This is a genomic window from Paracoccus sp. NBH48, assembly GCF_015390265.1.
Lineage (GTDB): Bacteria > Pseudomonadota > Alphaproteobacteria > Rhodobacterales > Rhodobacteraceae > Paracoccus > Paracoccus marcusii.
On sequence record NZ_VUOJ01000003.1, the window covers coordinates 31599 to 54394 of the forward strand.

Annotated in this window: 15 protein-coding genes, 1 tRNA gene and 7 pseudogenes; 3 read left to right on the forward strand and 20 right to left on the reverse strand. The window is 66.4% G+C overall.

The features are described 5' to 3' along the window. The 16 genes and pseudogenes from nuoK to F1642_RS06065 all read right to left on the reverse strand — a co-directional run bounded on the left by nuoK (position 1) and on the right by F1642_RS06065 (position 12669). Positions 1-307 (reverse strand): annotated as a pseudogene (nuoK, locus tag F1642_RS05990) (NADH-quinone oxidoreductase subunit NuoK). Between the two features lie 58 nt (positions 308-365). Further along, positions 366-968 carry an NADH-quinone oxidoreductase subunit J gene (locus F1642_RS05995; RefSeq protein WP_045998819.1) on the reverse strand — a complete coding sequence of 201 codons (603 nt, stop codon included), beginning with the start codon at positions 966-968 and terminating at the stop codon, positions 366-368. Further along, positions 965-1378 carry a carboxymuconolactone decarboxylase family protein gene (locus F1642_RS06000; protein WP_045998818.1) on the reverse strand — a complete coding sequence of 138 codons (414 nt, stop codon included), beginning with the start codon at positions 1376-1378 and terminating at the stop codon, positions 965-967. The genes F1642_RS05995 and F1642_RS06000 overlap by 4 nt, the downstream gene beginning before the upstream one ends. Beyond that, positions 1375-1866, reverse strand: a complete 492-nt coding sequence (gene nuoI / locus F1642_RS06005; protein ID WP_194885774.1) for an NADH-quinone oxidoreductase subunit NuoI — start codon at positions 1864-1866, stop codon at positions 1375-1377. The genes F1642_RS06000 and nuoI overlap by 4 nt, the downstream gene beginning before the upstream one ends. Positions 1867-1869: 3 nt before the next feature. Then, positions 1870-2901 (reverse strand): NADH-quinone oxidoreductase subunit NuoH, encoded by a 1032-nt coding sequence (gene nuoH, locus F1642_RS06010; RefSeq protein ID WP_045998816.1) that lies wholly within the window; start codon positions 2899-2901, stop codon positions 1870-1872. Between the two features lie 18 nt (positions 2902-2919). After that, on the reverse strand, positions 2920-3636 hold the full coding sequence (locus tag F1642_RS06015; protein ID WP_240542436.1) for a hypothetical protein: 717 nt from the start codon (positions 3634-3636) through the stop codon (positions 2920-2922). Between the two features lie 35 nt (positions 3637-3671). Then, a pseudogene (nuoG, locus tag F1642_RS06020) lies at positions 3672-5686 on the reverse strand (NADH-quinone oxidoreductase subunit NuoG). Between the two features lie 10 nt (positions 5687-5696). Next, positions 5697-6203, reverse strand: coding sequence for a DUF5333 domain-containing protein (locus F1642_RS06025; RefSeq protein WP_370582822.1), 507 nt, complete (start codon positions 6201-6203; stop codon positions 5697-5699). Positions 6204-6206: 3 nt separating this feature from the next. Continuing rightward, positions 6207-7499 (reverse strand): annotated as a pseudogene (gene nuoF / locus F1642_RS06030) (NADH-quinone oxidoreductase subunit NuoF); the annotation flags it as partial. Between the two features lie 24 nt (positions 7500-7523). Further along, a complete protein-coding gene (locus tag F1642_RS16400) occupies positions 7524-7652 on the reverse strand; it encodes a DUF5337 family protein (protein WP_370582823.1) in 129 nt (42 codons plus the stop codon). Positions 7653-8344: 692 nt separating this feature from the next. After that, positions 8345-9223, reverse strand: a complete 879-nt coding sequence (nuoE, locus tag F1642_RS06040; RefSeq protein ID WP_194885775.1) for an NADH-quinone oxidoreductase subunit NuoE — start codon at positions 9221-9223, stop codon at positions 8345-8347. Further along, positions 9223-10464, reverse strand: a pseudogene (locus F1642_RS06045) (NADH-quinone oxidoreductase subunit D). Before F1642_RS06045 ends, nuoE begins: the two are co-directional and overlap by 1 nt. Beyond that, positions 10461-11083, reverse strand: a pseudogene (locus tag F1642_RS06050) (NADH-quinone oxidoreductase subunit C). The pseudogenes F1642_RS06045 and F1642_RS06050 overlap by 4 nt, the downstream one beginning before the upstream one ends. Positions 11084-11085: 2 nt before the next feature. Continuing rightward, positions 11086-11610, reverse strand: a complete 525-nt coding sequence (locus F1642_RS06055) for an NADH-quinone oxidoreductase subunit B family protein (RefSeq protein ID WP_176695081.1) — start codon at positions 11608-11610, stop codon at positions 11086-11088. Then, the gene (gene ndhC / locus F1642_RS06060; protein ID WP_206692694.1) at positions 11610-11927 is read right to left on the reverse strand and encodes an NADH-quinone oxidoreductase subunit A; all 318 of its coding nucleotides are present in this window, start codon (positions 11925-11927) and stop codon (positions 11610-11612) included. Before ndhC ends, F1642_RS06055 begins: the two co-directional genes overlap by 1 nt. A gap of 190 nt (positions 11928-12117) precedes the next feature. Continuing rightward, on the reverse strand, positions 12118-12669 hold the full coding sequence (locus tag F1642_RS06065) for an SH3 domain-containing protein (RefSeq protein ID WP_148912076.1): 552 nt from the start codon (positions 12667-12669) through the stop codon (positions 12118-12120). A 153-nt stretch (positions 12670-12822) separates the two neighbouring features. On the opposite strand from F1642_RS06065, the gene F1642_RS06070 reads away from it, so the two are divergent. Both F1642_RS06070 and F1642_RS06075 read left to right on the forward strand, forming a co-directional pair. Next, positions 12823-13827 (forward strand): D-glycerate dehydrogenase, encoded by a 1005-nt coding sequence (locus tag F1642_RS06070; protein ID WP_148912166.1) that lies wholly within the window; start codon positions 12823-12825, stop codon positions 13825-13827. Then, positions 13827-14969, forward strand: coding sequence for an MFS transporter (locus F1642_RS06075; protein ID WP_194885776.1), 1143 nt, complete (start codon positions 13827-13829; stop codon positions 14967-14969). The genes F1642_RS06070 and F1642_RS06075 overlap by 1 nt, the downstream gene beginning before the upstream one ends. A 7-nt stretch (positions 14970-14976) precedes the next feature. On the opposite strand, the pseudogene panB reads toward F1642_RS06075, so the two are convergent. Both panB and panC read right to left on the reverse strand, forming a co-directional pair. After that, positions 14977-15787 (reverse strand): annotated as a pseudogene (panB, locus tag F1642_RS06080) (3-methyl-2-oxobutanoate hydroxymethyltransferase). A gap of 38 nt (positions 15788-15825) precedes the next feature. Then, positions 15826-16671, reverse strand: a complete 846-nt coding sequence (gene panC, locus F1642_RS06085) for a pantoate--beta-alanine ligase (protein WP_194885777.1) — start codon at positions 16669-16671, stop codon at positions 15826-15828. A gap of 152 nt (positions 16672-16823) precedes the next feature. Between panC and F1642_RS06090 the strand changes: the two are divergent. Beyond that, positions 16824-19317 (forward strand): annotated as a pseudogene (locus tag F1642_RS06090) (FAD-dependent oxidoreductase). A 294-nt stretch (positions 19318-19611) separates the two neighbouring features. Here the strand turns inward: F1642_RS06090 and F1642_RS06095 are convergent. Then, positions 19612-19686 (reverse strand) — tRNA-Gly (locus tag F1642_RS06095). 125 nt (positions 19687-19811) lie between these two features. Then, positions 19812-22679, reverse strand: a complete 2868-nt coding sequence (gene uvrA / locus F1642_RS06100) for an excinuclease ABC subunit UvrA (RefSeq protein ID WP_148912071.1) — start codon at positions 22677-22679, stop codon at positions 19812-19814. Positions 22680-22796: the final 117 nt, after the last annotated feature.

Sequence of the window (22796 nt, forward strand, 5' to 3'; positions counted from 1 at the left end):
CTAACCCTTCATCACGTTGACATCTTCCACCGCGATCGTGCCGCGGTTGCGGAAGAAGACGACCAGGATGGCCAGGCCGATGGCCGCTTCGGCCGCGGCGACGGTCAGGATGAAACATGGTGAAGATCTGCCCGCCCAGATCGCCCAGATGGGCCGAAAATGCGACGAAGTTGATGTTGACCGCCAGCAGCATCAGCTCGATCGACATCAGGATGACGATGACGTTCTTGCGGTTCACGAAGATGCCGAAGATCCCGGCGACGAACAATATCGCGCCCACGACCAGGTAATGTGTCAATCCGATCATCAGTTCAGTCCCTCCGGGCTCTCTCACCCGTTGATATTCCGTTGGCTGGGGCGGAGGCTTACAGCCCCTGCCCCGGCTTGACGTCGCGCAGCTGCATGGCCTTGGCCGGATCGCGGTGCATCTGGGCGATCACGTCCTGGCGCTTGACGTTGGTGCGGTGCCGCATCGTCAGCGTGATCGCCCCGATCATCGCGACCAGCAGGATCAGGCCCGAAATCTGGAACGGCAGGATGTAGCGGTCATAGAGCAGCAGACCGATCGCGTTGGTGTTCAGAACCTCGGTCGCCATCGGCACGGACCGCAGGGTCGCCGACTGGTCGCTGCTTTCCCACGCGCCATAGGCGATGGCCAGCTGCGCCAGCAGGACGATGGCGATCAGGCCGGCCAGCGGCAGATAGCGGGCGAACTCGCCCTTCAGCTTGGTGAAGTCCACGTCCAGCATCATGACCACGAACAGGAACAGCACCGCGACCGCGCCGACATAGACGATGATCAGCAGCATGGCCACGAACTCGGCGCCCAGCAGGACGAACAGCCCCGCGGCCGACAGGAAGGCCAGGATCAGCCAAAGCACCGAATGGACCGGGTTGCGCGCCAGCACCACCATGAAGCCGGCCGTGCAGACAGAGATGGCGAACAGGTAGAATGCGAATGTCATCATGACTGGGGGCTCCCCTCGGATTCGGTAAAGACGCCCTGGGCGATCTCCAGCGCCTTCTGCATCGCCGGCAGGCCGCCGAACATTCCCATCTGATAGATCACCTCGGCGATCTCGCGCGGGGTGGCGCCTGCCTCGATGGCGTGGCGGATCGTCATGCGCATCTGCGGTTCGGCCAGCGCGCCCTGCACGGTCATCGCCGCGATGGTCACCAGCAGGCGGGTGCGCGCATCCAGGCCGTCGCGGTTGAAGGTCTTGCCGAACCACATCTCCAGCATGTCCGCGGGCATGGTCGGGAACATCTTCTCGAACGCCTTGACGTCGAAATGCTCCAGCGCCGGATTGAAGGTCCGCGCCATCTCCTGTCCCTGGCTCAGCATCTGCTGGAACATCTTGGTGAAGGGATCGGTCATCTGTAGGGCGCGTCCATCGCCAGGTTGCGCGCGATCTCGGACTCCCAACGGGCGCCATTGTTCAGCAGCTTGTCCTTGTTGTAGAACAGCTCCTCGCGGGTCTCTGTGGCGAATTCGAAGTTCGGTCCTTCGACGATCGCGTCGACCGGGCAGGCCTCCTGGCAGAAGCCGCAATAGATGCACTTGGTCATGTCGATGTCATAGCGTGTCGTGCGGCGCGAGCCGTCGTCGCGCGGTTCGGCATCGATGGTGATCGCCTGCGCAGGGCAGATCGCCTCGCACAGCTTGCAGGCGATGCAGCGTTCCTCGCCGTTGGGATAGCGGCGCAGGGCGTGCTCGCCGCGGAAGCGCGGCGAGAGCGGACCCTTTTCGTGGGGATAGTTGATGGTCGCCTTGGGCGCGAAGAAATAGCGCATGCCCAAGCCGAACCCTTTGATGAAATCCACCATCAGGAAGTACTTGGTGGCGCGGACGACGTCGAAAGCCATCTTTTACACTCCTGCCCAACGGGCCCAGAAGGTCCCGAAGACTTCGAATTTCGCAAGGAACGCCACGATCACGACCCAGCCCAGTGACAGCGGCAGGAACACCTTCCAGCCGATCCGCATCAACTGGTCATAGCGGTACCGCGGCACGATGGCCTTCACCATGGCGAACATGAAGAACCAGATGACCATCTTGAGGAACATCCAGATCGCGCCGTCCGGCAGGCCGGGGATGGGCGACAGCCAGCCGCCGAAGAACAGCAGGCTGATCAGCGCGCACATCAGCCACATGGCGATGTATTCGCCGGCCATGAACAGCAGATAGGGGGTCGAGGAATATTCGGTCATAAAGCCCGCGACCAGTTCGGATTCCGCTTCCGGCAGGTCGAAGGGCGGGCGGTTGGTCTCGGCCAAGGCCGAGACGAAGAACAGCACGACCATCGGCAGGTGCGGCAGCCAGAACCACGACAGCAGTCCCGCCCCGCGCTGCGCCTCGACGATGGCGGTCAGGTTCATCGAGCCCGCCGAGATGATCACGCCGATGATGATCAGGCCCAGGCTGACCTCATAGCTGATCATCTGCGCCGCCGACCGCAGCGAGCCCAGGAACGGGAACTTGGAGTTGGACGCCCAGCCCCCCATGATCACCCCATAGACCTCCAGCGATGAGACCGCGAAGATGAACAGGATGCCCACGTTGATGTCTGCCATGACCCAGCCCGGCGCGAAGGGAATCGCCACGAAGGCCAGCAGCGCCAACATCATCGACAGGAACGGCGCCAGGAAGAACACGAACTTGTCCGCGCCCGCGGGCACGACGATTTCCTTGACCACGAATTTCAGCGCGTCGGCGAATGTCTGAAGGACGCCCCAGGGCCCGACCACGTTGGGTCCACGGCGCATCTGCACCGCCGCCCAGATCTTGCGGTCGCCATAGACCATGTAGACCAGCGACAGCATCACGAAGACGATCAGCGCCAGGCCCTGCGCCAGCAGGATCAGCGCGATGCCCCAGGAGGATGCCCAAAATTCAGCCATGATGCCAGTCCCTTTGCCTTACGCCGTTGGAATGCCGCGTGCGTCGCATTCGCGCAAGGTCTCTTCCGTTTCCATCACCCGCAATCCCATCGGCTTGCTGTCCGACAGCAGGAACGCCGATCCGATCAGCAGCTTGCCGTTCCGTTCGGCCTGAAGCGTGCGGACATGCCGACCATAGGGGTTGCCGTTGTCGCGGGCCCAACCGGCCAATGCGCAGGTGGCATACGAGAACGCGATATCCGCGTCCACCCCCTGCTGCAGATTGGCCGTCACCTCGACCAGATCGGCGCCCGCGCCGCGGTTCAGCGGCACCACCTGCACGGCGATGAAGGATTCGGGCGCGATCTCGGTCCCCTCGGCCAGCACCGGCAGCGCGGGCTGGGTCCGGGCGGCGAACGCCTCCAACGCCTTTTGCTGCGCGGTCTTCTCCCGCGGGCGGTTGGGCGCGACCAAGCCTGCGAAATCCAGGTCCAGGTTCTGGTTCAGCGCCTCGAGGTCGGCCTCAGTCACAGCAAAGGCGTCGCGGCCGCCGGGGCTGTCCAGATCCATCGTCGTGACGCTGCCGTCCTCCTCCAGGATCAGGATCTCTCCCGACTGGCTGGACACGCGGGCGCGGCCAAGCCTGTCGCCCCCCGCCACCGAGGCCGCCACCGGAGGACGCGCCTCCGCCCCCCCACCGGTCGAGGTCTGCATGCAGCCCGACAGGGCCAAGACGGCCCCGATCAGGGCCGTCACCGAAGCGCTTGTCCGAACAGTGGGGGTCATCCTTGTTACTCCGCAGCCAACGCGGGCATATGGCGCGCCGCAGCCATGCGCGACAACTCTCCCATCAGCGGAGAGCTGCGTGCGATCGGGTTCGTCAGGTAGAAATCACGGATCGGGTTCACGAAGGCCGCCTGGCCCAAGTCCCGCATCGGCAGGGGCTGCCAGTCGCTCTCGACGACCTGATCGACCTGGCCCAGATGCGGCACCGCCTCGACCAGCGCACGACGCAACTGCGCCAGGCTGTCCCACGGCAGGGTCTGGCCCAGCTCGGCCGACAGGGCGCGCAGGATGGCCCAGTTCTCCTTGGCCTCGCCAGGCGCGAAATTGGCGCGCATGGCCAGCTGGGGACGGCCCTCGGTGTTCACGAACAGGCCCATCTCCTCGGTATAGCAGGCGGCGGGCAGGATGATGTCGGCGCGATGCGCGCCCCGGTCGCCATGGCTGCCCTGATAGATGACCACAGGACCCGCGGCGATCTCGACCTCATCGGCGCCCAGGTTGAAGATCACCTGCGCCCCGTCGATCACGGCGGACATCCCGCCCTCGGTCACGGCACCCACGTCCATCGCACCCACGCGGCCCGCGGCGGTGTGCAGGACCAGCAGGCGCGCACCGGTGGTCTGGGCCAGGGCCTGGGCGGCAGCCAGCACGGCCTCGCCGTCGGCCTCGCGCAGGGCGCCCTGCCCGATGATGATGATGCCCGCGTCCTCGGACTGTTCGGCCTTCTCCAGCAAGGCAAACAGCGCCGCGCGGTCGGTGCCCGCATGGTCATAATCGAAGGTCAGATCGACTGCCGGACCGACGACCGTGACCTGCGCGCCGCGTGCCCAGGCTCGGCGCAGGCGGGCGTTCAGCACGGCCGCCTCGTCGCGCGGGTTGGTCCCGATCAGCAGGATGGACGCGGCGGTGTCGATATCCTCGATCACCGCATTGCCAACATAGCCCGACCGGTTGCCCGCGGGCAGGCGCGCGCCGTCGTGCGGCATTCCACCGAACCGCCCAGCCCCTCGACCAGCGTCTTGAGGCTGAAGGCCGCCTCGACCGAGGCCAGATCACCGACCAGGCCCGCGACCTTGCCGCCCTGCATCGCGCGGGCGGCAGCCGTCAGCGCCTCGGGCCAGGTGGCCGGGCGCAGGCGACCGTTCTCGCGCAGATAGGGGGTATCCAGACGCTGGCGGCGCAGACCGTCCCAAACGAAGCGGGTCTTGTCGCTGATCCACTCCTCGTTCACCGCGTCATGGTTGCGCGGCAGGATCCGCATCACTTCACGGCCCTTGGTGTCCACGCGGATCGCGCTGCCAAGCGCGTCCATGACGTCGATCGTCTCGGTCTTGGTCAGCTCCCACGGGCGGGCGGTGAAGGCATAGGGCTTCGACACCAGCGCGCCAACCGGGCACAGGTCGATGATGTTGCCCTGCAGGTTCGATTCCAGCGTCTGGTTCAGATAGCTGGTGATCTCGCTGTCCTCGCCGCGGGCCGGTCTGGCCCATCTGGGTGATGCCCGCGACCTCGGTCGTGAAGCGCACGCAGCGGGTGCAGCTGATGCAGCGCGTCATGTGGGTCTCGACCAGCGGCCCCCAGGTTCAGCTCCTCGGAGGCACGCTTCGGCTCGCGATAGCGGCTGAAATCGACGCCGTACGCCATCGCTTGGTCCTGCAGGTCGCATTCGCCGCCCTGGTCGCAGATCGGACAATCCAGCGGATGGTTGATCAGCAGGAACTCCATCACGCCTTCGCGGGCCTTCTTGACCATCGGGCTGTTGGTGCGGATCTCGGACGGGGCGCCGTCGGCACCGGGGCGCATGTCCTTGACCTGCATCGCGCAGGAGGGCGGCGGGCTTGGGCGGGCGCCCACGACCTCGACCAAGCACATCCGGCAGTTGCCCGCGATGGACAGCCGCTCGTGATAGCAGAAACGCGGGATCTCGATCCCCGGCCTGCTCGCAGGCTTGGATCAAGGTCAAGTTCGGATCGACCTGGATCTCGATGCCGTCGATCTTGATTGTCCGCAATTCGGCCATGATGACTTCCTTATCTGGCACTCAGCAGCGATCCTGCGACCGTCTGCCGTGCGATTTCGTCCCGCCCGAGGCGGCAAAAGGTTTCCGGCTGTCCGTTCACGACACCGTTCTGGACCATATAGCGGTCTGCCTCGGCATAGATGCGTCGGCGATCCTCGCGGCTGTCCAGAAAGGTCTCGATCTCGGTCTCGGAATAGCCCTGATCCAGGGCATAGCGTTTCAGCGCGCGCGCCTCGCTGAAGGCACGGATCATCCGCGCGCTGATGTCGGGGCATCCCCGGCGCAGCATGTCGGCCACACGGGCCTGGACCAGCCGGTCGTTGATATAGGCCTCCTGGCTCAGCGGCACTTGCGCGGCGGCAGGAAGGGCCAGGAACGCCAGGGCGATGGCGGCAAGCATGGGTCGTTTCATCACGGCATCCTTTCGGTGATCACGTGCCTCCACGTAATCACCGGCCGGGCGCATTGCCCGACACGACCCCGTGCGGGGATCGTGATATGCCGCCGTCATGCTCATTCCCGCGGCCAGCGCGCCCGTGCGCCCGGTTTTCTTGGCGATCAGGCGGTCCTCGATCTCTCCGCGGAAATTGCGGATCAGGCCCTGGATCGGCCACGCCGCCGCATCGCCCAAGGCACAGATGGTGTGGCCTTCGACCTGCTTGGTCACATCCAGCAGCATGTCGATCTCCTCGACCTCGGCCTCGCCAGACACCAGGCGCGCCCATGACGCGCATCATCCAGCCGGTGCCCTCGCGGCAGGGCGTGCACTGGCCGCAGCTTTCGTGCTTGAAGAAGGCGGACAGGCGCCAGATCGCCTTGATGATGTCGGTCGACTGATCCATCACGATCATGCAGCCGGTGCCAAAGCTGGATTTCAGCTCGCGCATGCCGTCGTAATCCATGATGGCGTTCTCGCACTGCTCGCCGTCAGGACCGGGCAGGAGGCGCCGCCGGGAATCACCGCCTTGAGGTTCTTCCAGCCGCCACGCACGCCACCGCCATGCTTCTCGATCAGCTCTTTCATGCTGATCGACATGGCCTCCTCGACCACGCAGGGAGCGTTCAGGTGTCCGGTCAGGCCGAAACAGCTTGACGCCCGCGTTGTTCGGACGGCCAAAGCCCGCGAACCACTCCGCCCCGCGGCGCAGGATCGTCGGCACGACGGCGATGGATTCGACGTTGTTCACCGTAGTCGGGCAGCCATAGAGACCCGCACCCGCCGGAAACGGCGGCTTCATGCGCGGCATGCCCTTCTTGCCTTCCAGGCTTTCCAGCAGTGCGGTTTCCTCGCCACAGATATAGGCGCCGGCGCCGTGGTGCAGATAGAGGTCGAAATCCCATCCCGACCCGGCCGCATTTCGCGCCCAGAAGCCCTGCGTCATAGCATTCGTCGATGGCGGCCTGCAGAGCCTCCTTTTCGCGGATGTATTCGCCGCGCAGATAGATGTAGCAGGACATGCGCGTTCATCGCGAAGCTTGCGATCAGCGCACCCTCGATCAGGGTGTGCGGATCATGGCGCATGATCTCGCGGTCCTTGCAGGTCGCAGGCTCGGATTCGTCGGCGTTGATCACCAGATAGCTGGGCCGGCCGTCCGATTCCTTCGGCATGAAGGACCATTTCAGACCGGTCGGAAAGCCTGCGCCGCCACGTCCACGCAACCCCGAAGCCTTGACCTGCTCGATTATCTTGTCGCGCCCGCGGCCGATGATGTCGCCGGTCCCGTCCCAATGGCCGCGCTTCTGCGCGCCGGCCAAGCTGCGGTCGCCCATGCCATACAGGTTGGTGAAAATGCGATCCTGGTCTTTCAGCATCCGATACGTCCTTTATTCCCGGCGTCACGCATTCCTGCGCCGCCAGATACGCCAGGTCACGATCAGCGACCAGACAAAAGCGCCGATGGCGGCAAGGTCGGCCAGAAAGGCCCACCGCGCCGCCCAGTCATAGTGCTGCCCGATCGCCTGGATGGCGAGCCAGGATCAGCATGGTCGTCGCGATCACGATCGCGACCAGCCGCATCTGGCGGGCGTCCTGCGCAGGGTCCGCCATCACCCCGCCTCCTGCCTGCGTGCGGCCAGCGCGCGCGCCTGCCCCACCCAGTCGTCATGCGAATGCGCGACGCGGCGCGGCCGATCCCGGCCGCCATGCGATCCACATCGGCATCGTCCCAGGCCGCGATCTGCGCGAACCGCGTCACGCCCGCCTGTTCCAGCGCCTGCTGGACCTTCGGGCCGATGCCCTTGATGGCCCGCAGGTCGTCCGGCCCGCCGGCATAGATGCTGCGCGCGGCGTCCGGCGTCTCGCGCGGGGCGGCCGGCGGAATGGCATCCCCCGACGGCGCAATCTCGGGCGCAGCCGCAGGCGCCGGTGCCTGCCGGACGGGCGCGGCCGCGACAGGCTGAGACGGCAGCGGCATCGCGTCCCAATCCGGCGCGTCCATTCCGACCCCGCGGGGATCGCCAAGCCAAGCTACCATCAGGGCCAGCAGGCCACCCGCGATCAGCGCCAGCACCAAGGCCGCCAGCCAGCCCATCTGCCCGAACAGGCCGATGCCCAGAAAGACCAGCAGCGCCGCGACGGCTCCGGTGGTTCTGCTGGCGGGTGTCATGGCTGGCGTCCTTTCTGCGAGTCGTCGGGCTGCGGTCAGTCGCGGTCCTTGTCATCCTTGCGCCACATCGGCCGGTTCGCGCGCCGAAACCGGGCGCGCTGCCGAACTGGCCTGCGCCTCCTGCTCGGTCACGCCGGTCGAATCGACCGGTGCCCCGTCCGACGGGCGCGGTTCGCGTTCCGGCGCGGTGTCCACGCCGGTCTGGTCGTCCGCCGCGGCATCGGGCTTGCGGCGCCATTTCGTCAGGATCGGAACCTCGGTCCCGTCGATCCGCTTCAGCGTCTCGCCCAGGTCAGAGGCCAGTTGCACGCTGGCGTTGTGACCCTCCTGCCCCTTCAGATCAGCCAGGCTGGTCAGTCCGCTGACGGGTTCGGACGCAAAGCGGCCGGTCTGCGATCCGGGCACCGGAACCTCTCCGGCCGACATGCGGTCGATCAGCGCCTCAAGGCTCTCGGGCGTCAGATCCTCATAGTAATCCTTGCCAATCTGGGCCATCGGGGCGTTGGCGCAGGCGCCAAGGCACTCGACCTCCTCCCAGCTGAACTTGCCGTCGGCCGACAGGGTATGCGGCGTGGGCGCGATCTTGCGCTTGCAGACCGCGACCAGGTCCTCGGCCCCGCAGATCATGCAGGTCGTGGTGCCGCAGATCTGGATGTTCGCAACAGTCCCAACGGGTTGCAGCTGGAACATGAAGTAGAACGTCGCCACTTCCAGCGCCCGGATATAGGCCATGCCCAACAGTTCGGCGCAATATTCGATGGCAGGACGCGACAGCCAGCCTTCCTGTTCCTGGGCACGCCACAAGACAGGAATGATCGCCGATTGCTGACGACCCTCGGGGTATTTGGTGATCTGTGCCTGCGCCCATTCCAGGTTCGCAGGCGTGAATTCGAAACTGTCCGGCTGGACGGGGTGCAGGCGGCGCAGCATCAGCGGTCAACCTCTCCGAAGACGATATCCTGGGTGGCGATCAGGGCCGGGACGTCGGCCAGCAGATGGCCCTTGGACATCCAGTCCATGGATTGAAGGTGCAGGAACCCCGGCGCACGAAGTTTCGCACGATAGGGACGGTTGGTGCCGTCGCTGGACCAGATAGACGCCGAACTCGCCCTTGGGGGCCTCGACGGCGGCATAGACCTCTCCGGCGGGAACGCGGAAGCCCTCGGTGTACAGCTTGAAGTGATGGATCAGGCTTTCCATGTCCCGCTTCATGTCGCCCCGCTTGGGCGGGGTCAGCTTGCCGCGGGCCAGAACCTCGCCCGGCCCTTCGGCCCGCAGCTTGGCGATGGCCTGCTTCATAATCAGCGTCGATTCACGCATTTCCTGCATCCGGCACAGGAAACGGTCATAGCAGTCGCCGTTCGTCCCAACCGGGATCTTGAAGTCGAATTCGTCATAGCATTCATAGGGCTGGCTGCGACGCAGGTCCCAGGCCATGCCCGATCCGCGCACCATCACGCCCGAGAAACCCCAATCCAACGCATCCTGTTCGGACACGATGCCGATGTCGACCAGCCGCTGCTTGAAGATGCGGTTTTCGGTCAGCAGCGTGTCCAGATCGTCCAGAACCTTGGGGAAACGTTCGCACCACGCCTCCATGTCGTCCAGCAGGTCGGGGGTCAGGTCCTGATGGACGCCGCCCGGCCGAAATAGGCCGCATGCAGACGCGCGCCCGATGCGCGTTCATAGAAGATCATCAGATCCTCGCGCGCCTCGAAACCCCACAGCGGCGGGGTCAGGGCGCCGACGTCCAGCGCGCCGGTGGTCAGGCCCAGAAGATGGTTCAGGATACGCCCCACCTCGCAGAACAGCACCCGGATCAGGCTGGCGCGGCGCGGCACGACCGTGCCGGTCAGACGTTCGATCGCCAGGCACCAGGCGTGTTCCTGGTTCATCGGCGACACGTAATCCAGCCGGTCGAAATACGGCAGGTTCTGAAGATAGGTCCGGCTTTCCATCAGCTTCTCGGTGCCGCGGTGCAGCAGGCCGATATGCGGGTCGGCGCGTTCCACGACCTCGCCGTCCAGCTCCAGCACCATGCGCAGAACGCCATGCGCGGCAGGGTGTTGCGGACCGAAGTTGATGTTGAAGTTGCGAATGCGCTGTTCGCCGGTCACCAGGTCGTGGCTGCCGTCGTCATAGCTGTTCGCGCGGATGTCGCCGTCCATCATTTCGCGGCCCCCTTTTCGTCGCCGGGCAGGGCGTATTGCACGCCTTCCCAGGGCGACAGGAAATCGAACTGCCGGTATTCCTGCACCAGCGACACGGGTTCATAGATCACGCGCTTTTCGGCGTCGTCATATCGAACCTCGACATAGCCGGTGGTCGGAAAGTCCTTTGCGCAGCGGATGGCCGGAAAAACCATAGTCGGTCAGGATGCGGCGCAGGTCCGGATGACCGGTGAACAGGATCCCGAACATGTCGAAGATCTCGCGCTCGAACCAGTTGGCGGCCGGATAGATCGCGGTCAGCGTCGGCAGCATCTCATCCTCGCGGATGGCGACCTTCACGCGGATGCGGTGGTTCTGGTACATCGACAGGAAGTGCCAGACGACGTCGAACCGCTGCTGGGCGCGACGGGTAATCGACGGCGGTGATGTCGACCAGCGTAGAGAACCGGCAGCTGCTGTCGCTGCGCAGGAAATTCAGCAGATCCAGGATGCCGCTGGCCGTGGCCGTCACGGTCAGTTCGCCAAAGGCCACGTCGGTGCCGATGACCTCGTTCGGGCGGCGCAGCTTGATGTGCTCGGCCAGCTGGTCCAGCGCGTCGGGATCGGTATAGGTCGCCATGATCACCTCACCAGCGTGCCGGTGCGCCGGATGCGGCGCTGAAGTTGCAGGATGCCGTAAAGCAGCGCCTCGGCGGTCGGCGGGCAGCCGGGGACATAGATGTCCACGGGCACGATCCGGTCGCATCCGCGCACCACGGAATAGCTGTAATGGTAATAGCCGCCGCCATTGGCGCAGCTGCCCATGCTGATGACGTAACGCGGTTCCGGCATCTGGTCATAGACCTTGCGCAGCGCCGGGGCCATCTTGTTGGTCAGCGTGCCCGCCACGATCATCAGGTCCGACTGGCGCGGGGAGGCGCGCGGCGCGGTCCCGAAGCGTTCCAGGTCATAGCGCGGCATCGAGGTCTGCATCATCTCGACCGCGCAGCAGGCCAGGCCGAACGTCATCCAATGCAGCGAGCCGTTGCGCGCCCAGTTGATGATGTCCTCGGTTGTGGTCAGCAGGAAACCCTTGTCCTGCAGCTCCGCGTTCAGGGCCTTGGTCGCGTATTCGCGATCGGGTCCGGCGGTATTCGCCCCTGCCATCACGCCCATTCCAAGGCTCCTTTCTTCCACTCGTAGGCAAAGCCCACGGTCAGCACGCCCAGGAACGCCATCATCGACCAGAACGCGGTCTCGCTGATCGCCTGGAAGCTGACCGCCCAGGGGAACAGGAACGCGACCTCGAGGTCGAAGATGATGAACAGGATCGACACCAGATAGAATCGCACGTCGAACTTCATCCGCGCGTCGTCGAACGGGTTAAAGCCCGATTCATAGGCACTGACCTTTTCGGGGTCGGGATTGCGCACGGCGATGACGAACGCGGACAGCAGCAAGATCAGCGCAAGCGCCGAGGCCATCGCCGCGAAGACGAGGATGGGCAGATAGTCCTGCGTAATGTTTTGCACGGGTGACGATCCCCTTGTCGGTCGCGGGGATCACGGCTGACCCCGCGACGGGTTGGCTGAGTGCGGTTTAGACCCGTGACCGTCCGGGGTCAACGGGCGCAGGGGATCGAAAGCGCGGCGAATTGTTGCAATGCGGCGCGGATCAGTCGCGGATTTCGCCCGCGTCCACGCCCCAGATCGCCGTCTTGGGCACCCAGCCCCGCTGGCCGCCGCCCGACACGCGGCACCATTCGGGTTCGCATTCGTTCAGCCGCAGGATGGCACCGGCCTCGGCCCGCGCCACGATGTCGGAATCGCGATGCGGCCGGGCGCGCAGTTCCAGCATGTCTTGGGTGACCAGCGCGGTCCGGACCCCCGACAGCAGCGCATAATGGATCCAGCCCCCGGCCCCATCCTTGTCCTCGACCCGGCGCCAATGACCGAATTCGGCCACCACCCGCAGCGGCATCCCCGCATGGCGGAACACCCAGTCGATGCGATGAGACAGGCTGGGCCCGCGCCGGGCGTTGCCTTCGTTGCCCTTCAGGCTGACATAGCGGGGCAGCGGCAGGTTGGTCACCGGACCCCGCTGTTCGGTTGCACCCTGGCTTTGTTGCGGTTCGCTTTGGGCCATCGCCTGCGGGGCGGCAGCCCCCATCATCGCCACAAGCGCAAGTGCCACCCTTGCGCCCGTCCTGCCTGGCCGTGCCGTCATGCGTTGTCCGTTCCTGTCCTGTGCGGGGCGCGGACGCCCCTTCTGGGGTCTTGTTGCCTGCCCCTCAACGCGGGCAGTTTGCCAAAAGCGTCCGCCGATGGGAAGGGCGTGCCTGCAGGCGACCGATCAAGGCTCTGACACAGTGAGGTGACCATGCCCGCCACCCCCGCAGCCCCCCGCAGTAGACTGCGCGTCGCCGTGACGCGCCGCCTGCCCGAGGCGGTCGAGACCCGCATGTCCGAGCTGTTCGACGTGGCCCTGCGCGACGACGACCGCAAGATGTCGTCCGATCAGCTGGTATCGCTGATGCAGGACGCGGACGTCCTGGTGCCGACCGTGACCGACCAGATCACCGCCGCCATGCTGGCCCGCGCGGGCGAGCGGCTGAAGCTGATCGCGAATTTCGGCGCGGGCATCGACCATATCGACGTGATGTCCGCCCGCCAGCGCGGCGTCTTGGTCAGCAACACCCCCGGCGTCGTGACCGAGGACACCGCCGACATGACGCTGGCGCTGATCCTGGCCGTGACCCGCAAGATCCCCGAGGGCCTGGCCGAGATGCAGGCCGGACGCTGGCAGGGCTGGTCGCCCACCGCCCATCTGGGCGGGCGCGTCGGCGGGCGGCGTCTTGGCATTCTGGGCATGGGCCGCATCGGCCAGGCCGTCGCGCGCCGAGCCGCCGCCTTCGGCATGCAGGTCCACTATCACAACCGCCGCCGCCTGCGCCCCGAGATCGAGGAGGCCCTGGGCGCGACCTGGTGGGAGAGCCTGGACCAGATGCTGGCGCGCATGGACATCGTCAGCGTGAACGCGCCGCACACGCCCTCGACCTTCCACCTGCTGAACGCGCGTCGGCTGAAGCTGATGAAGCCGACCGCCGTGATCGTGAACACCTCGCGCGGCGAGGTCATCGACGAGAACGCCCTGACCCGCATGCTGCGGGCCGGAGAGATCGCGGGCGCGGGCCTGGACGTCTTCGAGCATGGCCACGAGATCAACCCCCGCCTGCGCGAGCTGCCCAACGTTGTCCTGCTGCCGCATATGGGCAGCGCGACCGTCGAGGGCCGCGCCGAGATGGGCGAGAAGGTGATCATCAACATCAAGACCTTTGCCGACGGGCACCGCCCGCCCGACCTGGTCGTGCCGTCGATGCTGTGATGACGATGCGTTGGGCCGTGTCGGCCCTGTTTTTCGTGAACGGCCTGCTGGTGGGCAGCTGGGCGCCGAAAATCCCCGTCCTGATGGAACGGCTTGGCATCACCGAGGCCAGCGCCGGGGTGATCGTGCTGGGGCTGGGCCTGGGCTCGATCTGCGTGATGCCGCTGTTCGGGGCGATGGTCGCGCGGGCCGGATCGGCCAGCGCCGTGAGGCTGGCCGCATGGCTGGCCGCGCCGTCGATGATCTGGATCTCTCTGGCGCCGACCTATTGGACCGTGGCGGCGACCGTGGTGCTGTTCGGCGGCATGGTCGGCGGCATGGACGTGGCGATGAATGCCAACGCGGTCGCCGTGGAACGCGCGCGCGGCCGGGCGATCATGTCGTCCTGCCACGGGTTCTGGAGCCTGGGGGCCTTTGCCGGCGCGGCCGCGGGCGGCTGGCTGATCCAGCGATTCGGGGAGCTGGCCCATGCCGCCGTCATCACCGCGGTCTTTGCGCTGGTGCTGCTGTGGGCGCTGTCCCGCCTGCTGGAGGACGCCCCCGAGGCGGGCGCGCCCAAGGCGCCGCTGCGCCTGCCGCGCAGCCCCCTGCCTTGGCTGATCGGGCTGATGGCCCTGGCCGCGATGATTCCCGAAGGCGCGATCCTGGATTGGGCCGCCGTCTATCTGCAGCGCGAGATGGGCGCGTCGCTGTCTGTCGCGGGCCTGGGCTTTGCCGCCTGCGCGGGCACGATGGCGGCGATGCGCTTTGCGGGCGACGGGCTGCGCCGACGCTTTGGCGCGGTCACCACCCTGCGCGCCAGTTCGGCCGTGGCGATGGCGGGCCTGGTCCTGGCCGGGCTGTCGAGCAGCCCCGCCCCGGCGATCGCGGGATTTGCGTTGGCGGGCATCGGCATCGCGAACATGGTGCCCATCGCCTTTTCCGCGGCCGGGAACGTGCCCGGGCTTGCCGCGGGCATGGGCCTGTCGGTGGTCACGATGATGGGCTATTCCGGCATCCTGCTGGCGCCGGGCAGCATCGGTTTTCTGGCCGAACGCCTCAGCCTTGGCACCATCTATCTGGGGCTGGCCGCCCTGCTGCTGATCCCGCTGCTGCTGTCCCGCCTGGCCGCCACCGCCGATTTCGAACCGCGCGACGACTGAGCGCGTCTTAACGGTACAGTTCGGCCGCGGCCGGAAAGCTGCGGTCACGGACCGCGGCCGCATATGCGGCGATGGCCTGGTCGGCCTCTTGGCCCAGTTCCCCGAAACGGCGGACAAAGCGCGGCACGCGACCCGACAGGCCCAGCATGTCGTCCAGCACCAGGATCTGCCCGTCGCAGCGCGCGCTGGCGCCGATACCGATGGTCGGCACGGCGATGGCATCGGTGATCTGATCGGCCAGGGCCTCCATCACCCCCTCGACCACGACGCTGAACGCGCCCGCATCGGCGACGGCGCGGGCATCCGCGACGAAGGCGGGCCAGGTGGCCGGATCGCGGCCCTGCGTCTTGAACCCCCCCATCGTGTTCGTGGCCTGCGGCGTGAGGCCGACATGGGCCATGACCGGGATGCCGCGGTCGACCAGAAAGCGGATGGTGGGGGCCATGCGGGCGCCCCCCTCCAGCTTGACGGCGGCCGGCGCCGGTCTGGGCCATCACGCTGGCGGCGTTGCGGAACGCCTGTTCCGGCGATTCCTCATAACTTCCGAAGGGCATGTCGATGACGACCATGGCGCGGTCGGACCCGCGCATGACGGCCTGGCCGTGCAGGATCATCATCTCCAGCGTGACCCCGATGGTCGAAGGCAGGCCGTGGACCACCATGCCCAAGCTGTCGCCCACCAAAATCACGTCCGCATGGGCATCAACCATTGCCGCCATCGGCGCGGTATAGGCGGTCAGCGCGACGATGGGGGTCGAACCCTTGCGGTCGGCGATCTGGGGCGCGGTGACGCGGCGGACGGGGGCTTGCGCGGACATGGGTCGGCCTTTCAAGGGGATGCGCGGGGCCGCGCGGGTCAGGGATGGGCGGTGCGCTGATCGATCAGCAGCACGTCGCCGAAACGGACGGCCAGCAGGATCGCCACCGGACCGCCTACGACGGCGATGCGTGACAGATCGCGCGCGTCGCGGATGTCGATCGAGCGGATGTCGGCCCGCGGTTCCGTGGACAGGATCGCGCGGATCTGGCGGCGCAGCAGGCTGACGGGCGTGCCCATCGCGACCGATTCCGCCGCATGGTCCAGCGCACGGGCCAGCACCGGGGCGGCGGCGCGATCCTTGGCCGTCAGGCGCTGGTTGCGCGAGGACATGGCCAGCCCGTCGGGTTCGCGCACGGTCGGCACGGGCAGGATGGTGACGGGAATGTCCAGGTCCTCGACCATGCGGGTGATCAGGGTCAGCTGCTGATAGTCCTTTTCGCCAAAGGCCGCGGCCTGGGGCTGGACGATGTTGAACAGCTTGGTGACCACGGTCGCCACGCCGCGGAAATGGCCGGGGCGCAGGCGGCCCATCAGGATGCCGCCCAACTGCGTCACCTGCACATGGGTCTGCGCACCGGGGCGCCAGATGTCGGACACCTGCGGCAGGAACACCGCGTCGCAACCGGCCTCGCGCAGCAGGTCCAGGTCCTGCGCCTCCTGCCGGGGATACTTGTCCAGATCCTCGTTCGGGCCGAACTGCGCGGGGTTCACGAAGATCGAGGTCACCACCCGGCCGCCGCCCTGCCCGTCCAGCCAGTCGCGGGCCCGCGCGACCAGGGTCAGGTGGCCCTGATGCAGCGCGCCCATCGTCGGCACCAGGGCTGTGCGGCCCGCGTCCCGGCGCCAGGCGCGCATGGCGTCGGTGCTGCGGCAGATGTCCATGGTGCCCCCTTGTTGGCGTGGGCCGCAACCTAGCGACGGGGGCGGGTCTGGGCAAGGCCATGTCGTTTTTCGCCCGCAGATGTCGGGCGCCTTTGACGCGGCGTTTCACCGATGGGGCATCACAGGCGAAACGGTTCCAACAGGAGAGCGCGATGACGTCGCATGTGAAGGTTCTGGTCGTGGGCGGAGGCGCGGTCGGATGCGGCATCGCGCTGCATCTGGCGCGCGCGGGCTGGGACACGCTGCTGGTCGAACGCGACGAGCTGACCGCCGGATCGACGTGGCACGCGGCAGGTCTGCTGCCCCTGTTCAACATGGGCTATGCGACCAGCCATATCCACGACTACTCGGTCAAGCTCTATGCCGGGCTGGAGGCCGAGACGGGGCTGAACGCGGGCTTCACCCGCTGCGGCAACCTGCGCATGGCGCAGACGGATGCGCGGATGGACGAATACATGCTGTATTCCGCCACCGCCGAGACGATCGGGATCGAGCATCAGTTCCTGACCCCCGCCCAGATCAAGGAGCGCTGGCCGCTGGTCCGCACCGAAGACCTGAAGGGCGCGCTGTTCCACCCGACCGACGGCTATATCAACCCCGCCGACGTGACCCAGGCCATGGCCAAGGGCGCGCGGATGGCGGGCTGCCGGATCGAGCGCAAGATCCAGGTGAACGCCTATCGCTGGACCGGCAGCGAATGGGTCGTGACGGTCGAGAAGATGGTGGACCGCGGCGGCAACCTGATCCCCTCCGGAGAGGTCTATGACATCCATGCCGAGCATGTCGTGACCGCGACCGGCAACCATGCGCAGCGCACGGCCAAGCTGCTGGGCATCAAGATCCCCGCCATCCCGGTCGAACACCAGTTCATCGTGACTGAGCCGGACCCCGCGCTAATGCGCTGGCGCGCCGAAGGCAACCCCGAGCATCCGGTCCTGCGCGATGCCGATGCCAAGTGGTATGTCCGCGAGGAGCGCGGCGGCTGGATCCTGGGCCCCTATGAGAAGGGCGCGCCTGCGCGCTTCGAATACGGCGTGCCGGACAGCTTCCGCGCCGATCTGTTCCCCCTGGACCTGGAGCGGATCGAGGAGGAGTACATGGCGATGATCCATCGCATTCCGACCTCGGAGACGGTGGGTCTGAAGGACGACTTCAACGGCCCGATCTGCTATACGCCCGACGGCAACCCGCTGGTCGGCCCCGCCGCCGGGCCTGCGCAACATGTGGCTGGCCGAAGGGTTCAGCTTTGGCATCACCGCAGCCGGGGGCGTGGGCCATTACCTGGCGCAGATGATGACCGAGGGCGAGGCCGAGATCGACATGGCCTCGCTGGACCCTCGCCGGTTCGGGTCCTGGATGACCACGGAATACGCCGCCCGCAAGAACGAGGAGGCCTATGACCACGTCTTCATCCTGCACCATCCCGACGAAGAGCGGCCCGCCTGCCGCCCCCTGCGTACATCCCCGGCCTATGACCGGCAGGCGGCGCATGGCGCGCAGTTCGGGCATGTGAACGGTTGGGAACGCCCGAACTACTACGCGCCCGAGGGCTTTGACGACCACGACAGCCGCAGCTTCCGTCGCGGCGGATGGTGGCAATACGCTAAGGCCGAGGCCGAGGCCGTGCGCCAGACGGCGGGGCTGGTCGATGCGACGGCGTTTGCCAAGCACACCGTCACCGGGCCGGGGGCGACCGCCTTCCTGGACTGGTTGACCACCAACAAGCTGCCCAAGGTGGGACGGATCAACCTGACCTATGCGCTGACCGATGCAGGCACGGTCCGGACCGAATACACCATCGTGCGGCGTGGAGAGCAGGACTATTACCTGGTCAGCGCCGGCGCATGGACCGACTACGACCGCGACAACCTTGTGAAGTCGGCGCAGGATTTCATGGCCGCCGGGGGCGAGTACGTCCATGTGCAGGACGTGACCACGCAATGGGGCGTCTTTGCCCTGGCAGGGCCTGAGAGCCGGACCATCCTGGCCCGGATGATCCGTGACGCGGAACCCGCGACCGCCCTGTCGAACAAGCGCTTTCCCTGGCTGTCGATGCGCAACATCGAGCTGGGCATGGTCCCGGTCATGGCCATCCGCGTCGCCTATACCGGCGAGCTGGGATGGGAGCTGCACCACCCAATCGAGATGCAGAACCACCTGTTCGACAAGCTGATCGCCGCCGGAGAGCCGTCTGGCATGAAGCTGGTCGGCGCGCGTGCGCAGAACTGGCTGCGCCAGGAGAAGTCGTACCGCGCCTTCGGCACCGAACTGGGCCGGGATGCGACGCCGCTGGAGGCGGGGCTTGACCGGTTCGTGGACCTGGGCAAGGAGTTCCGCGGCAAGTCCGCGATGCAGGCCAAGGGGATCCGGTCAACCTGCGTCACGCTGCTGATCGACGGGCCGGCGGATGCGGACCCCTGGGGCCGCGAGGCGCTGTTCCTGGACGGGGAAAAGATCGGGCGCCTGACCTCGGGTGGCTATTCGGCGGCCTTCGGCAAGCAGATCGGCATGGGCTATGTCCGCCCAGACCTGGCGACGCCCGGCACCAAGCTTCAGGTGCGGATGTTCCGCGAGCTGTATGACGCGGTGGTGACCGAGGACAGCCCGCACGACCCGCAGAACGCCCGCATCCGCGTCGACGGCTGACAAGGTTGCGCAGGCGGTCCCCCGCGATCGCCTGCGCACGGACGCCAAGGGTGCCGATGGTTGGATCGGCCTATGTCGTAACCGATTGAACGGCGTACGGGGCAGCGGGACTGACCATGGTCGCCGCATCCGGCGGATCATCCTCCGCGTGCCAACAAAAGCTGTTTGTGCACCCGGAATCACCCAGACCATTGTCGCAGGCAATCATGATGGAATTCGGGCTGTTGCCGCCTGACGCCAAGCCGCAGGCGACAAATGACAAAGGCCAGACCCGAAGGTCTGGCCTTTTGTTTTTGGAGCGGGCGAGGCGATTCGAACGCCCGACCCTAACCTTGGCAAGGTTATGCTCTACCCCTGAGCTACGCCCGCACTCCAGTTCCTCTTGCGATCCGTTTCACCGTCTCGCGTTCGGTGAGCGGGTATTTACGAAAGCCCGCCGGGGGGTGCAAGAGGAAAAAACGCACCATCGGCGATTTTCTTTTGCACCCCCTGCCCTACTCCGCGGCGCGGCTGCGGGCCGGGTTCAGCATGGGTCCAAGATAGCGCCCGGTATGGCTGGCCTCGACCTGCGCGACGTCCTCCGGCGTGCCTGCCGCCACGATCACCCCGCCACCATCGCCGCCCTCGGGGCCGATGTCGATGATCCAGTCCGCCGTCTTGATGACGTCCAGATTATGCTCGATCACGATGACCGAATTGCCCTGGTCGACCAGTTCGTGCAGCACCTCCAGCAGCTTGCGCACATCCTCGAAATGCAGGCCCGTCGTCGGCTCGTCCAGGATATACAGCGTGCGACCGGTGGACCGGCGCGACAGCTCCTTGGACAGCTTGACGCGCTGCGCCTCGCCACCCGACAGGGTCGTCGCCTGCTGGCCCACCTTGATGTAGCCGAGGCCCACCTGCATCAGCGCGTCCATCTTCTCGCGGATCGAGGGGACGGCGCTGAAGAATTCCTGCGCGTCCTCCACGGTCATGTCCAGCACATCGGCGATGGACTTGCCCTTGAACTGCACCTCCAGCGTCTCGCGGTTATAGCGCTTGCCCTTGCAGGTCTCGCACTCGACATAGACGTCGGGCAGGAAATGCATCTCGATCTTGATGACACCGTCGCCCTGGCAGGCCTCGCAACGGCCCCCCTTGACGTTGAAGCTGAACCGGCCCGGCTTGTATCCGCGTGCCTTGGCCTCGGGCAGGCCCGCGAACCAGTCGCGGATGGGCGTGAAGGCGCCGGTATAGGTCGCCGGGTTCGACCGCGGCGTGCGCCCGATGGGGCGCTGGTCGATGTCGATGACCTTGTCCAGATGCTCCAGCCCGCGGATCGTCTCGCAGGGCGCGGGGGTCTGGCGGGCGCCGTTCAGGCGCAGGGATGCGGTCTTGAACAGCGTCTCGATGGTCAGGGTGGACTTGCCGCCCCCCGACACGCCCGACACGCAGACGAAGCGGCCCAGCGGGAATTCGGCGGTGACGTTTTTCAGGTTGTTGCCGGTGGCCTTGACCACGGTGACCTTCTTGCCGTTGCCCTTACGGCGGGTCTCGGGGACCTCGATCGCGCGCTTGCCGGACAGATACTGTCCGGTCAGGCTGTCGGGATCGGCGGCAATCTCGGCGGGCGTGCCCTTGCTGACTACGGTGCCGCCATGCACCCCCGCCCCCGGCCCCATGTCAAAGACATAGTCGGCATGGCGGATCGCATCCTCATCATGCTCGACCACCAGGACCGAGTTGCCCTGGTCGCGCAGGTTCATCAGCGTGGTCAGCAGCCGGTCGTTGTCGCGCTGGTGCAGGCCGATGGACGGCTCGTCCAGAACGTACAGCACGCCCGTCAGGCCCGACCCGATCTGGCTGGCCAGGCGAATGCGCTGGCTTTCGCCGCCCGACAGCGTGCCCGCCGCGCGCGACAGGGTCAGATAGTTCAGGCCCACATTGACCAGGAATCCCAGCCGCTCGCGGATCTCCTTGAGGATTGCGGCGGCGATCTCGGCCTTCTGCTTGGACAGGTGGTTCGGCGCATCGGTGATCCAGTCCAGCGCCTCCTGGATCGACAGCTGCACGACCTCGCCCACGTGGTTGCCAGCGATCTTGACCGCCAGCGCCTCGGGCTTCAGGCGATAGCCCCCGCAGGCGCCGCAGGGCCGGTTGTTCTGGTAACGCTCGAACTCCTCGCGCACCCAGGCGCTGTCGGTCTCGCGCAGGCGGCGCTCCATGTTGGGAATCACGCCCTCGAAGACGCGGCTGATCTCATAGACACGGCCCGCGTCGTCAAAGCGGAACTTGATCTCGTCCTTGCCCGACCCGCGCAGAAACATCTGCTGAACGCTGTCGGGCAGGTCCTTCCACGGTGTCTTCTTGTCAAAGCCGTAATGCTTGGCCAGCGCGTTGATGGTCTGGGTCAGGTAGGCCGACTTGGTCTTGGCCCAAGGCACGATGGCACCCTTGTCCACCGACAGGGCCGCATCGGGCACGACCAGGCGGTCGTCGAAGAACAGCTCGACCCCCAGACCGTCACAGACCGGGCAGGCGCCGAACGGCGCGTTGAACGAAAACAGCCGCGGTTCGATCTCGGGGATGGTGAAGCCGCTGACGGGGCATGCGAACTTCTCGGAGAAGGTCAGGCGCTCGGGTTCGCCCTCGGCCCCCTCCTCCTGCGCCAGCTCCAGATGGGCGATGCCGTCGGCCAGGTTCAGCGCGGTGCGCAGACTGTCTGCCAGCCGCGTCTCCAGCCCCTCGCGCACGACGATGCGGTCGACCACGATGTCGATGTTGTGGCGGAACTTCTTGTCCAGGGTCGGCGCGTCGTCCAGGTCGTGGAAGGTGCCGTTGATCTTGACCCGCTGAAAGCCCTGGCGGCGCAGCTCGGCCAGCTCCTTCTTGTACTCGCCCTTGCGGTCGCGGACGATGGGGGCCAGCAGATAGGCGCGCGTGCCTTCGGGCAGGGCCATGGTGCGGTCGACCATGTCCTGCACCTGCTGCGCCTCGATCGGCAGGCCGGTCACGGGGGAATAGGGCGTCCCGGCGCGCGCGAACAGCAGACGCAGATAGTCGTAGATCTCGGTGACCGTGCCCACGGTGGAACGCGGGTTCTTGGAGGTGGTCTTCTGCTCGATGCTGATCGCGGGGGACAGGCCGCTGATATGGTCGACATCGGGCTTGCCCATCATGTCCAGAAACTGGCGCGCATAGGCCGACAGGCTTTCGACATAGCGGCGCTGCCCCTCGGCATAGACCGTATCGAAGGCCAGGGACGACTTGCCAGACCCCGACAGACCGGTGATCACCACCAGCTGATCGCGGGGGATATCCATGTCGACGTTTTTCAGATTGTGTTCGCGCGCGCCGCGAACCTCGATGAACTTCTGTTCCATACGTGCCCCTCTGACCAGTCGCATCAGATAGGGACGCTTGGGCGAAAAGCAAGTTCCATCTGCGAACGAAGGCGGAACATCGCTGCGGCACCGTGACATCTGCTGCGTCGGCTATCA

Excerpts from the sequence above, each read along its gene's own strand:
- F1642_RS06065 (WP_148912076.1), bottom strand. The coding sequence starts at position 12,669 with ATGACGGCACGGCCAGGCAGGACGGGCGCAAGGGTGGCACTTGCGCTT.
- F1642_RS06000 (WP_045998818.1), bottom strand. The coding sequence starts at position 1,378 with ATGACCGATCCCTTCACCAAGATGTTCCAGCAGATGCTGAGCCAGGGA.
- nuoE (WP_194885775.1), bottom strand. The coding sequence starts at position 9,223 with ATGCTGCGCCGCCTGCACCCCGTCCAGCCGGACAGTTTCGAATTCACG.
- ndhC (WP_206692694.1), bottom strand. The coding sequence starts at position 11,927 with ATGGCCTCGGCGCTTGCGCTGATCTTGCTGCTGTCCGCGTTCGTCATC.
- F1642_RS06070 (WP_148912166.1), top strand. The coding sequence starts at position 12,823 with ATGCCCGCCACCCCCGCAGCCCCCCGCAGTAGACTGCGCGTCGCCGTG.
- F1642_RS06075 (WP_194885776.1), top strand. The coding sequence starts at position 13,827 with ATGACGATGCGTTGGGCCGTGTCGGCCCTGTTTTTCGTGAACGGCCTG.
- F1642_RS06025 (WP_370582822.1), bottom strand. The coding sequence starts at position 6,203 with ATGAGCATGACGGCGGCATATCACGATCCCCGCACGGGGTCGTGTCGG.
- nuoH (WP_045998816.1), bottom strand. The coding sequence starts at position 2,901 with ATGGCTGAATTTTGGGCATCCTCCTGGGGCATCGCGCTGATCCTGCTG.
- F1642_RS06055 (WP_176695081.1), bottom strand. The coding sequence starts at position 11,610 with ATGGCAGGGGCGAATACCGCCGGACCCGATCGCGAATACGCGACCAAG.
- F1642_RS05995 (WP_045998819.1), bottom strand. The coding sequence starts at position 968 with ATGATGACATTCGCATTCTACCTGTTCGCCATCTCTGTCTGCACGGCC.
- uvrA (WP_148912071.1), bottom strand. The coding sequence starts at position 22,679 with ATGGAACAGAAGTTCATCGAGGTTCGCGGCGCGCGCGAACACAATCTG.
- panC (WP_194885777.1), bottom strand. The coding sequence starts at position 16,671 with ATGGACATCTGCCGCAGCACCGACGCCATGCGCGCCTGGCGCCGGGAC.
- nuoI (WP_194885774.1), bottom strand. The coding sequence starts at position 1,866 with ATGGCTTTCGACGTCGTCCGCGCCACCAAGTACTTCCTGATGGTGGAT.